Source organism: Solimicrobium silvestre, from assembly GCF_002976435.1.
GTDB lineage: Bacteria > Pseudomonadota > Gammaproteobacteria > Burkholderiales > Burkholderiaceae_D > Solimicrobium > Solimicrobium silvestre.
Genome location: NZ_PUGF01000024.1, coordinates 58915 through 74510 on the forward strand (window position 1 = coordinate 58915; position 15596 = coordinate 74510).

The 15596-nt window shown below is 45.9% G+C and carries 12 protein-coding genes; 8 read left to right on the forward strand and 4 right to left on the reverse strand.

Going from position 1 to position 15596, the window contains the following annotated elements; translation table 11 throughout:
* The first annotated feature begins 137 nt into the window (after positions 1 to 137).
* From pilB to S2091_RS19735, 6 genes are all read left to right on the forward strand, one after another.
* On the forward strand, positions 138 to 1865 hold the full coding sequence (gene pilB, locus S2091_RS19710; protein ID WP_105533676.1) for a type IV-A pilus assembly ATPase PilB: 1728 nt from the start codon (positions 138 to 140) through the stop codon (positions 1863 to 1865).
* 45 nt (positions 1866 to 1910) lie between these two features.
* Entirely contained in the window at positions 1911 to 3140 is a 1230-nt protein-coding gene (locus tag S2091_RS19715; RefSeq protein ID WP_105533677.1) for a type II secretion system F family protein, read from the forward strand.
* On the forward strand, positions 3137 to 4003 hold the full coding sequence (locus S2091_RS19720) for a prepilin peptidase (protein WP_105533678.1): 867 nt from the start codon (positions 3137 to 3139) through the stop codon (positions 4001 to 4003). Before S2091_RS19715 ends, S2091_RS19720 begins: the two co-directional genes overlap by 4 nt.
* A gap of 8 nt (positions 4004 to 4011) precedes the next feature.
* Entirely contained in the window at positions 4012 to 4671 is a 660-nt protein-coding gene (gene coaE, locus S2091_RS19725) for a dephospho-CoA kinase (RefSeq protein ID WP_105533679.1), read from the forward strand.
* A gap of 145 nt (positions 4672 to 4816) precedes the next feature.
* Positions 4817 to 5572, forward strand: a complete 756-nt coding sequence (gene zapD / locus S2091_RS19730) for a cell division protein ZapD (RefSeq protein ID WP_105533680.1) — start codon at positions 4817 to 4819, stop codon at positions 5570 to 5572.
* A 20-nt stretch (positions 5573 to 5592) separates the two neighbouring features.
* A complete protein-coding gene (locus S2091_RS19735) occupies positions 5593 to 5769 on the forward strand; it encodes a DNA gyrase inhibitor YacG (protein ID WP_105533681.1) in 177 nt (58 codons plus the stop codon).
* A gap of 337 nt (positions 5770 to 6106) precedes the next feature.
* On the opposite strand, the gene S2091_RS19740 is transcribed toward S2091_RS19735, so the two are convergent.
* The 4 genes from S2091_RS19740 to argJ form a co-directional block, all read right to left on the reverse strand.
* Positions 6107 to 7924 carry an alkaline phosphatase family protein gene (locus tag S2091_RS19740; RefSeq protein ID WP_165795047.1) on the reverse strand — a complete coding sequence of 606 codons (1818 nt, stop codon included), beginning with the start codon at positions 7922 to 7924 and terminating at the stop codon, positions 6107 to 6109.
* A gap of 244 nt (positions 7925 to 8168) precedes the next feature.
* On the reverse strand, positions 8169 to 8600 hold the full coding sequence (locus tag S2091_RS19745) for an NUDIX domain-containing protein (protein WP_105533683.1): 432 nt from the start codon (positions 8598 to 8600) through the stop codon (positions 8169 to 8171).
* Positions 8590 to 9456, reverse strand: coding sequence for an ATP-binding protein (locus tag S2091_RS19750; protein WP_105533684.1), 867 nt, complete (start codon positions 9454 to 9456; stop codon positions 8590 to 8592). Before S2091_RS19750 ends, S2091_RS19745 begins: the two co-directional genes overlap by 11 nt.
* On the reverse strand, positions 9456 to 10697 hold the full coding sequence (gene argJ / locus S2091_RS19755) for a bifunctional glutamate N-acetyltransferase/amino-acid acetyltransferase ArgJ (RefSeq protein ID WP_105533685.1): 1242 nt from the start codon (positions 10695 to 10697) through the stop codon (positions 9456 to 9458). Before argJ ends, S2091_RS19750 begins: the two co-directional genes overlap by 1 nt.
* A gap of 164 nt (positions 10698 to 10861) precedes the next feature.
* Here argJ and S2091_RS19760 point away from each other — a divergent pair, with 164 nt between their 5' ends.
* Both S2091_RS19760 and S2091_RS24130 read left to right on the forward strand, forming a co-directional pair.
* Entirely contained in the window at positions 10862 to 14944 is a 4083-nt protein-coding gene (locus S2091_RS19760; protein WP_105533686.1) for a DEAD/DEAH box helicase, read from the forward strand.
* 32 nt (positions 14945 to 14976) lie between these two features.
* Entirely contained in the window at positions 14977 to 15156 is a 180-nt protein-coding gene (locus tag S2091_RS24130) for a hypothetical protein (RefSeq protein WP_165795048.1), read from the forward strand.
* Positions 15157 to 15596: the final 440 nt, after the last annotated feature.

Below are 15596 nucleotides of genomic sequence, written 5' to 3' on the forward strand. Positions count from 1 at the left end.
CCCTTAAAAATAGGACTTACGCATAACTGTCCCAGCAAGGCACATCTTTGCTGCCAGCACTTTAGTACGGCAAGAAGATGCGGCGACGCCGGCGGTTTTGCGCAAGTCTCTAAAAACTAATTCAGGATTGAAATACTATGGCTGAAGTGATTAACAACCCACTGTCGCAAAACCCGATGTCGGGTTTGGCGCGCGCACTTCTACAAGCCAATCGTTTGAGCATGGCTCAGCTTGATCCAATTATCAAAAAAACACAGATTGATAAGACGCCATTTATCGATGCATTACTACAAAGTGGTTACATCAAATCGCGTGAATTAGCCGTTTTTTGCTCCGAGACATTTGGCTATTCGCTCATGGATATCGATGCATTTAATCCTGGCTCTTTTCCTGAAAAAATTGTTGACCACAAACTAATGCAAACGCAACGCATTATTGCATTGGCCAAGCGCGGCAATAAAGTCTCCATCGCTATTTCAGATCCAACTAATGTACAAGCATTAGATCAAATTAAGTTTCAGACCGAACTTATTGTTGAGCCAATTATTGTGCAACATGATTTATTGGTCAGCTTACTCGACAAACTTGCCAAATCTTCAGAGCAAAATCTGAATGAGCTCATTGGCGACGAAATGGATATCGATTTTGGTGAAGCTGATGCTGGCGCAGCCGCCGCCGAAGCTGCAACAACTGAAGTCGACGATGCGCCAGTGGTTCGATTTTTGAATAAAATTTTGTTGGATGCCATTAATATGGGCGCATCCGATTTACATTTTGAACCGTTCGAAAAATTTTATCGGATACGCTTTCGTGTTGATGGTGAATTGCGTGAAATTGCCCAACCTCCGTTAGCCATTAAAGAAAAACTCGTTTCTCGGATTAAAGTTTTATCGCGCCTGGATATTTCAGAAAAACGGGTCCCGCAAGATGGCCGGATGAAATTGATGATGTCGCAAACACGCGCCATTGATTTTCGGGTCAGCACATTGCCAACCTTGTTTGGCGAAAAAGTTGTTATGCGGATTTTAGATGGGTCACAAGCACAAATGGGGATTGATGCTTTAGGTTATGACCCAGATCAAAAAGCAATTCTTATGAACGCAATTCAGCGTCCATACGGCATGGTATTGGTGACAGGCCCAACCGGTTCAGGTAAAACGGTGTCGTTATACACCTGCTTGAACGTAATCAATAAGCCTGGCATTAACATTTCCACCGCCGAAGATCCGGCAGAGATTAACTTACCAGGTGTGAATCAGGTCAATATTAATGACCGTGCTGGTTTAAGTTTTCCGGTCGCCCTAAAGTCATTTTTACGGCAAGATCCTGATGTGATCATGGTGGGTGAAATTCGCGATTTGGAAACTGCCGATATCGCCATTAAAGCGGCACAAACTGGACACATGGTGTTCTCAACGCTACATACTAATGATGCCCCATCTACGCTGACTCGTTTAATGAATATGGGAGTTGCGCCATTTAATATTGCGTCTTCAGTGATTCTTATTACCGCACAGCGCTTAACGCGCCGACTCTGCACCTGTAAAAAACCAATTGATATTTTAGACCAAGTCTTGCTTGATGCCGGATTTGAAGAGTCTATGCTCGATGGAACATGGACTCCTTATCAACCGGTTGGTTGTGAGCGCTGTAGTGGTTCCGGCTATAAAGGCCGGGTTGGCATTTACCAGCTAATGCCAATTACCGAAGAAATTGAACGGATTATTTTGGCACACGGCAGCGCGCTGGATATTGAAAATCAAGCTAAAAGCGAAGGTGTAAGGACGCTACGCGAATCTGGCCTGATGAAGGTCAAACAGGGATTAACCAGCCTTGAAGAAGTTTTAGGCTGTACCAACTCATAAATAACGATTAATCACCATTACAGAGACTGTTTTCAGGGAATAACTATGGCAACTGCCCAGAACAAAGCATCAAGCACCGTTAAAGATTTCGTCTTTAGTTGGGAAGGTAGGGATAAAACGGGTAAGAGCGTACGCGGTGAAATGCGTGCTAGTGGTGCAACTATTGTCAGCGCCACCATGCGTCGACAAGGTATTTTAGTTACCAAAGTAAAAAAGAAATCCTTTGCTACCGGCAAAAAAGTGACTGAAAAAGACATTGCCTTGTTTACCCGGCAGTTAGCCACCATGATGAAAGCCGGTGTACCATTACTTCAATCGTTCGATATTGTAGGTAAAGGTCATTCCAATCCGTCGGTTTCCAAATTAATTCTTGATATTCGTGGCGATGTGGAAACAGGAACCAGTTTGAGCCAAGCTTTCCGCAAATTTCCGCTTTATTTTGATCCGCTATTTTGCAATTTGGTCGGCGCAGGCGAACAGGCTGGTATTTTAGAAGATTTACTGACGCGCTTAGCTATTTACAAAGAAAAAACCGTTGCTATTAAAGCCAAAATTAAAGGCGCATTGTTTTATCCTGTATCGATTATTGCTGTCGCGTTTGTGGTTACTTCCGTCATTATGATTTGGGTGGTTCCAGCGTTTAAAGATGTATTTAAAAGTTTTGGCGCTGACTTACCTGCACCTACCCTGGTTGTCATGGGGATTTCAGAGTTTTTTGTTAAGTATTGGTATCTCATTTTTGGCGTCACCTTTGGTGGACTGTATTTGTTTTTCCAGGCTTGGCAACGCTCTTTAGAAGTACAACGAATGATGGACAGGCTCTTGTTAAAGTTGCCAATCTTTGGCGAAATAATTCGCAAAGCTACCATTGCACGCTGGACCCGCACGCTGGCAACCATGTTTGCTGCAGGTGTGCCGTTAGTTGAATCGTTAGATTCTGTTGGTGGTGCGGCAGGTAATGCGGTGTATCTAGATGCCACCCTTAAAATACAAACTGAGGTAAGTTCAGGAACCAGTTTGACGATTGCGATGCAAAACGCGAACGTTTTTCCGAATATGGTGACACAAATGGTGTCCATTGGAGAGGAATCTGGCTCCCTGGACGCGATGTTAGGAAAAGTCGCCGATTTTTATGAAGAAGAAGTGGATGAAGCGGTCGCCTCTATTTCCAGCTTAATGGAACCGATCATTATGGTGTTTTTGGGCGTTATCATCGGCGCACTAGTCATCGCCATGTATTTACCAATCTTCAAACTGGGTGCCGTAGTCGGATGATATTTGATTTATATATTGTTGCAGCCAGAAATTTGCCAGCGAGTTTGATCGCTGGCCTATTCGGATTGTTAATTGGTAGCTTCTTAAATGTCGTGATTTACCGCGTACCTAAAATGATGCAACGTGATTTTGATAATTACGTTGCAGAGCAAAGCGGCCATGAATTACCACACCAAGATATGTTTAATTTAATGCTGCCACGCTCTGCTTGCCCGCAATGCGGGCATAAAATTAGCGCGATTGAAAATATCCCAGTACTCAGTTTTATCGCTCTGCGTGGACGTTGTGCTGGCTGCAAAACGCCAATTTCCATGCGCTACCCTTTAGTTGAAATGCTGACCGCACTCGTTTCATTTGGCTTGGTTTGGCATTTTGGTACAGGATTAGCAGGCATTTCCAGCCTGGTATTTGGCTACCTTCTTATCGCATTGGCGTTAATTGATTTTGATACTCAACTACTGCCGGATGATTTAACGTTACCGTTACTGTGGTGTGGCTTATTAATTAACACCCAAGGCGTTTTTTGCTCATTGAATTCTGCTGTGCTTGGTGCTGCCATTGGATATATATCACTCTGGTCTATCTATTGGATATTCAAACTAGTTACCGGCAAAGAAGGCATGGGCTATGGTGATTTTAAATTACTGGCAGCTCTTGGTGCCTGGTGTGGTTGGACTGTCTTACCGGTCATTATCCTATGCTCCTCTTTAGCAGGTGCCATTATTGGACTCAGCCTGATTTGGTTCGCCAAACGCGGGCGTGATATTCCGATGCCATTTGGCCCTTATCTCGCCATCGCTGGACTAGTTATGCTTCCGTTTGGTCAATTGATCACCCAAAAATATTTAGGTATTGTGCTGTGAGTTTGGATATGAGTTCGGCTGTCGATCAACAAAAAACCACCAACATCGCTACTGGCAAATTTTTAATCGGATTAACTGGTGGAATTGGGAGCGGCAAAACCAGTGTTGCGAATGGTTTTGCCGAACGTGGTGCGTCCGTAATTGATACTGATGCCATCGCACATAGCTTAACAGCCCCTGGCGGCACCGCCATTACAGCAATTCAAGCTGCCTTTGGCAATGACATAATTAGCCCACAAGGTGCCATGGATCGCGCCAAAATGCGTGCGCTGGTATTTTCTGATGTACGCCAAAAATTACGGCTTGAAGCTATTTTGCACCCGATGATACGCGCCGAAGTAGCGCGGCAAACAAAGCTCGCAACAGGTCCGTACATCATCTATGTCGTGCCACTGCTAGTGGAAAAAGGCCATTGGAAGCTGGCGCGGATTTTAGTCGTCGATTGCGATGAAGAATTACAAATGCAACGGGTCATGCAACGTGATGGCTTATCTGAACAGGTAGTGAAAGCCATCATGGCACAGCAGGCTACCCGAACACAGCGTTTGGCAGTTGCCACCGATGTCATCCAAAATCAAGGTGCTTTCGAGGCATTAATCCCCGAAATTGATCGTTTGCACCAACTGTACTGTCAATTATCTTCAGCAAATCAAACAGAGTATTTGTAATTTCTCTCAGCTTGGTTCAAAATCACGTAAATTAATTTGGAATATCAACGCAACAACTCACTATTCCAATAGTTAGTATATTAGGTTCAACAAAGTACCAAGTAAGGCCAGATCGACGCCTGACAACTTTTACAGGGAAACTACTTTGATTGTTTACGAATACCCGTTCAACGAGCGTATTCGCACGTTATTGCGACTGGAAGACCTGTATGAAAAATTCTCTTTTTTTTTACAGCAGGACCATCCATACCAGCATCACGTTGCACTCTCATTGATTTTTGAAATGCTCGAAGTAGCTGGTCGTGCGGACTTAAAATCTGATCTTTTACAAGAACTAGAGCGACAAAAGCAAACATTACTGGGATTTCGATCCAATCCCAATGTGGCAACCGATATGCTAAACGCTATTATTGAAGACATTAATCGAATTAATGCCGCACTGATGGCTTGCCAAGGTAAATCAGGGCAAAATATTCGTGAAAATGAATGGCTGATGAGCATCCGGGGCCGGACTATTATTCCTGGTGGCGCATGTGAATTTGATCTTCCGTCCTATTACGCCTGGCAAAACAATAGCGCAGAGCAGCGACGTGCCGATATAGCGCACTGGTTTGCGCCGTTAGTGCCGTTGTTTGAAGCTATTTCGATGGCGTTACGCTTATTGCGTGAATCTGGCAATACCACCAAGATGCTGGCCCAGGCTGGTAGCTACCAACAAATGTTGCAAGGCAAAGTTTATCAAATGATTCGCTTGCGCCTTGATGCAAACTTGGGGGCAATTCCTGAAATTTCCGCTAACAAATACATGTTATGGGTGCGGTTTATGTCGCAAGACGGCACGTTAAAACCGCGCGCATTTGAGAGTGAAGTGCCTTTTGAACTGACGCTTTGTAATTTTTAAATACCTTAAGTAGATACAAAATGATAGTAGATTGCCCACAATGTAGTAAAAAAGTCGTTTGGGACACCAAGAATCCGTACCGCCCATTTTGTTCTGAACGCTGCAAACAAATTGATTTAGGTGCCTGGGCAGAAGAAAGTTATGTCATCACCAGCACCGCGCCAGAACCGGACGACCTGCAAGATGAAGAGAAATGACGTTAGTTTTGACCTTAATTCGGTAAAATTAAGTCTTTTTCACATACTTTCCCTTATTTTTTAAAAACCTAACGTACTCAATCGCTCTTAGAGCAATGAAATCGTTAATTTTCGACAGTATATTTTATCTCCGCTGCAATTACTTACTAATACCTCAACTTAGTAAAATACATACCCTCGTATATTAAAAGCTTAATTGCTCGTTAAAAATTTGTCCCTGTAGGGATAAATCGTGACTCTGGCGTGATGCATGCATCACGCCCCCCCCCCGCGACAGCAGGGTGTTCTGGCACAGAAGATAAGATGGGCGCAATGCAGCTGCGCCCATTCCTCAAGCTTATGGCGTCACAGTAAATGCCACAGGCGCCGACAGCGCTGTGTATCCGCCATTATAAAAATACTCGGCAAAATAACTTCCCGCAGACAATCCCGAAAACGTTGCCTGACCTGACGGGTTGGGGACATATTGCCAAGTTGTTGAACTACCTGAACCCGGCACAGCACCGGCTGGGTAGATACCTATCCAGTTAGTGCTATTTTGTGAAACTGGCGGTGCCGAATAATTAAACGCTATGCTGCCAGAACTGCTGATGCTGGTCGTAGATGCTGTAAGTGTCACCGCAGGTGCTACCACGAAAGCGTCATTGATCGGTGTCGCATATTGATCATTGGCAGTCATTGGCGCTATGCCTAGCGCACTTTCAATGGTGCGGCCAACGCTGTAATGGTTGTAACTTGTATTGCTGATCGTGTTGTTAACCAAACCGTTCGAGCCAACCAAAATAGTTCCAACATGATTCGTACCAGAAACGCTAGATTCATCCCAAGTCAAAATCAATAAAGAACGTTGGTTCTTCCAAGCCGGCGAATTAAAAATCGGTTGCAAGGTTTGTTTCAGCCAGCCATCCTGCGTTTGCAAACTAGTGGTAGAACCGTTACCTGAGGCTTCGCCGTCATAATAATCATCGGCCGCGATCCAAGAAAAGTTAGGCGTCGTTGCTGCGGAAGCCAAATCGGTAGTCAATTGCGTGGTATCAAATAAATGCGCCGCACAACGAGTCGGGTTGCCAGAAATATTGGTGAAGTTGATGAAAGGCGCATCATCCGGTTCATAATATTTATCGTTATTGGTAGTCAGGTTACACGGGCTACCCATACCTTGCTCATAAGCTTTCCATGTCTTGCCAACGGCTTCCAACTGATCACCCAAGTGCTTCGAAGTCACCTTAATATTCGGGAAGTAAATTGCGCCTTGCACGAAGGTATTACCACCGGCAATCGCCATATAATTTTCATCGCTAGGATGGTATACGCCGCTGTAATTAGCTAACAAAGTTCCTTGATTTGCCAGGCTATTAATAAACGGTGCGCTACTGGTATTGCCAATGACCTGGTTGTAGCTAGTGTTTTCCATCATGACCATAAATACGTGGTCAAATGCTGGAACTGCTGAAACCGGCGGCGTCAGAACCGCAGGTGTAACCGGTGTAGACAGCGTCAACGAAATATTATCGGCATAACCGACGTTATAGGTCACACCAGTGGTATTTACAAACTGCACCAATACTTGCGCCGAACGTGCTCCAACAGGCACATAACCCGTGCCGGACGTAGCTAAAAATTTATTCACCGAGCCACGTGCGGTCGGTGTATCACCGGACAATTGTGTGCCACCACTTAATGCCTGACCTGCAGCGTTGTAAAAAGTAACCGTAACAACACCGGCACCGGAATACACGGTGTAGCCACCTAACCATGCGGATAAATTAAACGTGACCGAGCCGCCATCAATGGCGCTCGCTGCCGACGCTAAATTCACAGTTTGCGACATGCTTGAATCACCATACGGACCATCGGCAAAAAATGCATTACCGTTAGCAGCCGAATTTGGAGTAGAAAAACTAGCGATGCTATAGCAAGCGATAGAAGGGTTACCACTGATTACGTTCCAACCCGGCACCGTAGTTACAGCGCTCCAGTCATTGGTGCAAGCACCGGCTTCTGCATTACCATTAACCACTAAATTCTGGCTAGTTTGTGCCTGTGCTGATACAGCGCAGAACATGGAGGCGGCCATCATTGCAAGGGCTGAACAACGCAATGAGCTACGTAACGAACTATGTACCGCCGTTCGCTGTTTTAATGTTTTTTTCATTTTAATTTTCCCTAGTTGAATATCTTCAGATTGGATCATCAATGCGCACTAAGTGCAGGCGATTAACTCAGCTACTGGCGACTAGTGAAGTAGGTAGTTGGAATTAAAAGCCGTTGCAGTGTAGTGTTTATTTATGACGATTGAATGACGGCTGTATGACACAGTTAAGGACATTACAGCGCCGTATTCAAATTAATAGACGAAGATAATAGAAGAAGAAACAAGGGGATAAAGCAGAAACAAGCTAACAAGCCTGCAGCAACCATTCAAGCAAAGGAATAGTGGCAGGCAATATCGGTTGCACGTCGATTGCGCCGCCCTGCCATGCTAATTGCTGGCCTTCCAAGCCGCGCGGCTCACCGTGCCAGTCGCGGCATAGGTAAAAGTGTAAACGCACATGAGCGTGTGGATAAACATAATCGCAACCACACCACGGTTGCGCCTGATCGGGGTTAATTTCTATACCTAACTCTTCTTGAAATTCGCGCACCAGCGCCGACAAAATCGCCTCATTAGTTTCGACTTTACCGCCGGGGAATTCCCAGTATCCGGCATACGGCTTACCCACGGGACGTTGCGCCATCAAGACTTCGCCAGTTGGTTTAATCAAGATACCAACTGCAACATCTATTGGTGCTGGTTTTATAGCTGACTTATTAATCAATTTAGATTCCATGTTCACCAACAAAAGCACGTGCAAACTGATTAGCGACGCGGCCAGAGCGCGAACCGCGCTGCAAAGCCCAGCGTAAAGCGTCAGGTCGTGCTGCTTCAATTTGATCTGCGGAGCATCCCAATTTGCTAAGCCAATGCGCCACAATATCCAAATAATCTTCTTGCTTGAATGGGTAAAAAGAAACCCATAAACCGAACCGCTCCGACAATGAAATTTTTTCCTCTACCGTTTCACCAGGATGCAAATCACCGTCTTCGCTACGATGATAACTACTATTATCCGAGTGGCGTTCCGGCAGTAAATGACGGCGATTAGACGTCGCATAAATCAGAACATTATCCGACTGCGCTGAAATACTGCCATCCAATGCCACCTTCAGCGCTTTATAACCGCGCTCACCTTCTTCAAACGATAAATCGTCACAGAAAATAATGAATTTTTCAGGGCGCAGCGCCACCAATTCAACGATCTCAGCCAAATCAACCAGATCATCTTTATCAACTTCAATCAAGCGCAAACCTTGCTCGGAAAATTGATTTAAACAGGCTTTAATCAAGGAAGATTTTCCCGTACCACGCGCACCGGTAAGCAGCACATTATTCGCAGGCCTACCAGCTATAAACTGGCGAGTATTTTGTTCAATTTGCTGTTTTTGGATCTGAATTTGATGCAGGTCATCCAGCTGAATCGGCGCTACATGGCGCACGGCCTGCAGATAACCGCGCCCACTACGTTTGCGCCAGCTAAATGCGCTGGCCAGTTCCCAGTCTGGCGCTTGTATTGCAGGAGGTAATAAAGCTTCTACCCGGCTGATTAAATTTTCAGCACGGCGTAGAAAATGCTCTAGTTGCTCCATTACGATCTGTAATCCGCGTTAATCGTCACATATTCATGCGACAAGTCACAGGTCCATACCGTTGCGCGGGCTGTGCCGCGTGCCAGCAAAACGCGGGTCACAATTTCACTTTGCTTCATCACGCGCTGACCATCGCTTTCTTGATAATCGGGATTGCGCCCACCATGCTTCACCACCAAAACATCATCCAGATACAAATCGACTTGTCCGACATCCAAATCATGCACACCAGCTTTACCGATCGCCATTAACAAGCGCCCTAAATTAGGATCGGAAGCAAAAAATGCGGTTTTTACTAGCGGCGAATTAGCAATCGAATACGCAATTTGGCGGCACTCTTCCACGTCACGCCCCTGCTCTACGGTCACAGTCATGAACTTGGTCGCGCCTTCGCCATCGCGCACGATCATTTGTGCTAATTGTTGCGACAAACTCACTACCGCCGCCATTAACGCAGCATATTCCGGTGAGTCTGTATCAGTAATTTCCAAGTCGGAAACGCCGGTAGCGATCAACATGAAGGCATCATTGGTTGACGTGTCACCATCGATAGAAATACAGTTAAAAGAACGGTTAGCCGCTTGCTTGACTAACTGCTCCAACACTGGCTGCGCAACTTTAACGTCCATCGCCAAAAAGCCCAACATGGTCGCCATATTTGGCATAATCATGCCCGCACCTTTGCTGATGCCAGTCAATGTGATGGTGTGCTCACCAATCTTCACCTGGCGCGACGCTGCTTTAGGCTGGGTGTCGGTCGTCATGATGGCTTCGGCCGCGCTGTACCAGTTATCTTCTTTCAAATTATCAATCGCTGCAGGCAAACCGGCAATTAAACGCTCTACTGGCAGCGGCTCCAAAATCACACCGGTTGAAAACGGTAACACTTGGGACGGCTCGCACTCCAATAACTCCGCTAATGCGCTACAAGTTGCATTGGCAGCCACTAAACCAGTTACCCCGGTACCTGCGTTGGCGTTGCCGGTGTTAATCACCAAAGCACGAATTGGCGCACCTGAGACCATAGAGGCACCCGATAAATGTGCCTTGCAAACTTGTACAGGCGCAGCGCAAAATCGATTGGCGGTTAATACGCCAGCCACGGTGGCAGTTGGTGCTAATTTCATCACTAACAGATCTTTACGATCTGCCTTGCGAATACCGGCTTGGGCAAAACCAAGTTGAATACCCGCCACTGGATGCAGTTGGGAAGCAATGGGGAGCGGAGAATTAACGGCCATAATAGGTTCCTAGCAATGAAATTAACAATAAAAATAAGCTCGTATTGTAGAACAAATCGTCACCCGACTGATTGAAAAATAGGGCTTTTGAGGTCGGTCTAATGTTCAGTTAGTTCAAATATCATTTATCATGCAACACTAACAAAACTGGCTCCAGATCGTTCATGCAAAAAATTCCTCACATACACAGCGAAATCCCCGCTGACACACTGCCTGTCTTATTCGCATTAGCCTTATGGGAAATGCCACTTTCGCAAAGCCGATTACTGGATTTTTTACAATCGTCGTTAGCGGCACAGGGCGTTGCGAAAAAATTCAATGCCGTCAACATCAAAACTTCTGTAGCCACTTTAGCGGAGCTCGGCTTAATCGGCTTCCTACCCGGTTTTGGCTACCAGGCGACACAGGAAGTAAGCCATGCCGTTTTTCTGCATTTATTACAAACTAATGAATTAGTGCGCTGGATACGTGAGGTTCAAGAATTCTTAAATAGAAATAGGGAATACTCAACTTGGGCGACGCCGACCAGCTTGTTTTGCCAACGCGAAATGCTGTTTTCCGTGTTGATTGATGATTTGCCGAGATTTGGACAATGGCGCGCTCAATTTTTTGCATTTGCAAACACCTATGATGATTTACCCGCCAAAAAATTATTTGCAACGCCAGCAGGGGCTCAATTATTCACGCACATAAAACCAAATCTACAAGCGCAGTTATTAATTGATTTATTTGCAGCAGCTAGCTGGATGCTGGAAGATTGCACAAGCGCGTACCACTACGCCAAAGAGCAGAGCGAAACCGTATTTAAAAACGAGTTCCTGCTAATGGAAGCAATTTGCACACAAGCTATTTTGCGTGGCGAACCAGATGCGCTGTTACAGAAGTTGATCCCGCAAATGCGAGGCGCAAGCTATCCATTAGCGATCAGTAAATTATTGAAAGGTGATTTCAGTACCAGTGCAGAAATTTTTAGCATTATCCATACGGCGAACAAACAAATAACCGGCAAGCGAAAATTATTCATTCCCGATCTGGCCGGCCTGTTTTATAGTGCAGCCCAATTGGCGAACAATACGCCAGCACATTTAAAGCTCGCTAAAGAGCAATGCGATGAAGGTAGTAAACATCGACAATCACAATTTTATCCAGCTATTAAACCGCTCATTGAACACCTGATGCGCGGCACGCCTTTAAGCACCAAATCCAATGGCAACTACCATCAAAGTCTGGATGATTTTTTTGTACGACTGGCCTATTTTTGGCAAGATTGCCCAGTCACCGAAACAGATCGGCGCAACCTGCAACGTTTGAGCGCGCTCAGCCAACAACACGGTTATATGTGGGTTGCGGCAGAACTTGACCAACTCTGCAACGCGCAATTTAATGAACCTGAGCAGTTCCACGGTTGGCATCAAGCTCATCAACTTAAACCGCTATGCATGGCATTACAACGCGAAGAAGCATGGCAACGTGCTTTATCAGCTTTATCACAATTAAAAACAGCAGCCCAATCCGGCGCAGACACCCGGATTGCCTGGTTTTTAGAATGCGAATCGCACTACGTTAATTTAGAACCGCGTGAGCAAAAACGCAGTGCCAAAGGTGTGTGGAGCAAAGGTCGGCCAGTGGCACTGAAACGGCTCTCGTACGAGCAAGACAGTTTGCCCGGCATTATTGAACAAGATAAAAAAATCGCAACCTGCATCAAGAAATCCTACGACAACTATTACGGCGGAAGCGACTATGAATTAAACGGCGAAAAAGCTTTGCCATTTTTAATCGGTCATCCAGCCGTGTATTGGCTAGATGCGCCCGACGTTAAAATCGACATACTCAAAGGTGAACCTGCCTTGACTATGAAACAGCACGGCAGCACCATCAGCTTGCAACTAGAGCCGGACATGAATGCCGATGAAGCCGTTATCTGGCGTAAGCAAACGCCCACTCGTCTGGTGGTTTATCCTAGCAATCCGGAGCTCAAACAAATTGCCGGCATTATTGGAAAAGGGCTTTCTGTGCCATCCAATGCCAAAGAACAATTAGTCGCGGTGATTGCAGCGATTGCACCGCATTTAGCGATTCATTCCGACCTGCCTGAATTAGCTCAGCACATAGATAGCATTCCCGCTGACACAACACTGTATGCACATTTACTACCGCTCAAAGAAGGTTTGCGCGTTCAATTTTTAATGCGTCCACTACCGGAAGGAAGCTGGATGACGCCGGGCAAAGGCTCTGTCAACGTGCTAGGTGAACATCAAGGTAAAACAGTGCAAGCCAGCCGCAGTTTAGAAACAGAACAAGTTCAATTAAATGCAGTATTAAAAAATTGCCCCGCGTTGAATCAAGCCGAGCAGAATGGACAAGAATGGGAATTTGGACACCCGGAAACCTGTTTAGAATTACTCAGCCAATTAAGTACTTTTAAAGCTGAATCTAACGGTAGTTTAGAACTGGTTTGGCCTGAAGGCGAACGTTTCCGTATCAAAGCTACCCGCAGTCTGAGCCAACTCAATTTATCCATAAAAAAACAAGGTGAATGGTTTGTAGCTGGTGGTGAAATCAAATTAGACGATGGCAAAGTAATGGCTTTGCGTGAACTCTTGCACTTGGTCGATGGTGCCACCGGACGCTTTTTACCGCTAGGCGACAATCACTTTTTAGCCCTGACTGATAGCTTTAAAAAACGCTTACAGGAGCTCAATGCATTATCCGAACCGAGTGGCAAAGACGGCGTACGCGTCAATCATTTAGCCGCGCCTTTACTAGCCGAATTAGCCGACGAAGCTGGCGACTTAAAAGCCGACGCTGCATGGCAAGCGCAAGTAGAAAAGCTAAATTCACTGGCTGACTATGTACCAAAATTACCATCCACCTTACAAGCCAAGTTACGTGATTATCAGCTAGAAGGTTATCAGTGGCTGTCACGCTTGGCGTACTGGGGCGTGGGCGCCTGTTTGGCCGACGATATGGGCCTAGGTAAAACTGTGCAGACTTTGGCCGTGCTGCTAGAGCGCGCACCCGTTGGCCCAGCATTAGTCGTGGCGCCGATTTCGGTAGCGATGAATTGGCAAGCCGAAGTAGCACGTTTTGCACCGACTTTACGCGTGCGCGCTTATCACCAAAATCGCTCGCTGAATGATTTAGGCGCATTTGATTTGGTGATTGCGAGTTACGGCATGTTGCAGCAAGATGCCGAAGCTTTTGCCCAACCAGATTGGCACACAGTTGTGCTCGATGAAGCGCAAGTCATTAAAAATTCTGCCACCAAACGCAGTCAGGCAGCTATGGCATTAAAAGCCGATTTCCGCATCATCGCCAGCGGTACGCCGGTAGAAAATCATTTGGGGGAATTATGGAATTTATTCCGCTTTATTAATCCCGGTTTATTAGGCTCCAAAGATCGGTTTGCAGAACGCTTCAGCACCCCGATTGAAAAGGGCGACAAATTAGCGCGCAGCCATTTAAAACGTTTAATTCAACCGTTTATTTTACGGCGCACTAAAACCCAGGTCTTGAGCGAACTCCCTTCACGGACTGAAATTACTTTACAGGTTGAGTTATCCGAGCAAGAACGCCATATGTATGAAGCGTTGCGTCAGGAGTCTTTGGAAAAAATTGCCAATATGAAGCCGGAAGACGGCAAGTCGATGCAGGTATTGGCAGAAATTACCAAGCTGCGACGCTTCTGCTGCAACCCTAAATTGGTGATGAAAAATTCTAACGTCGCAGGCAGTAAGTTAGCGGTATTTGCCGAAGTAACAGAGGAATTATTAGACAACAATCATAAAGCACTGGTGTTCAGCCAATTTGTCGATCATCTGGCAATCGTACGCGCCTGGTTGGAAGAAAAAGGCATTAGCTACCAATATTTAGATGGCAGCACTCCCGCTGTGGAACGTAAAAAACGCGTCGACGCATTTCAGGCCGGTGAAGGCGACATCTTTTTAATCAGCTTAAAAGCCGGTGGCACAGGCCTAAACCTCACCGCCGCAGATTACGTAATTCACCTTGATCCGTGGTGGAATCCCGCTGTAGAAGACCAGGCCTCCGACCGCGCTCACCGTATGGGACAACTGCGCCCAGTAACGATTTACCGCTTGGTCGCACAACAAACGATTGAAGAAAAAATCATCGCGCTGCACGCACAAAAACGTGATTTGGCCGATAGTTTATTAGAAGGCGGCGATGCGTCGGCCAAGCTGGATACGGCGGCTTTATTGAGGTTGTTAAAAGAAGGTTCTTGAGTTTAAAACGATGTTACGCGCTGCGCTGGTAGATGATTGCTGGTGTTGAAGTTGAAGTTGAAGTTGAAGTTGAAGTTGAAGTTGAAGTTGCTTTTGACCTTGCTTTTGAAGTTGCTTTTGACCTTGCTTTTGAAGTTGTTTTTGACCTACCTCCACTTCTAGTTCGGCCGATGAATTTACGGATAAATGGATCAGAAAGGTTCGCTGTCTGAGCCACAGGCGAGTTTCGAACTTTTCCCATTTATCCGTAAATTCATCGGGGTTTCCGAAATAGCGTGGTCGCCTTTTTTGGCCTACCTTTTTTGGCGACGCAAAAAAGGCAGGTAGCCGCCGGTCTACCACCGGCCTACTGATCTAAAAATCAACTCCGAAAGCAATTCAAAACCCAGCATTAAATCAACTGGTTTTGACTTACTTCTAGCTCCCAAGACGATATTGCGAAGGCTTAAATTCATCAACCGATATGATAAATTCAAGGCTTGGGGCCGGTGGTAGACCGGCAACTACTCACTTTTTTTGCGTCGCTGTTTAGACGTGGGACATAGGTAACGGGTGTATCCAGACATGGGTAACACATTTAAGCCGAATTAGTTGCAGCGCGCAAGTCGATTTTAAGAATCTTCTGGCGACAGTAAAATACATTAAATACACC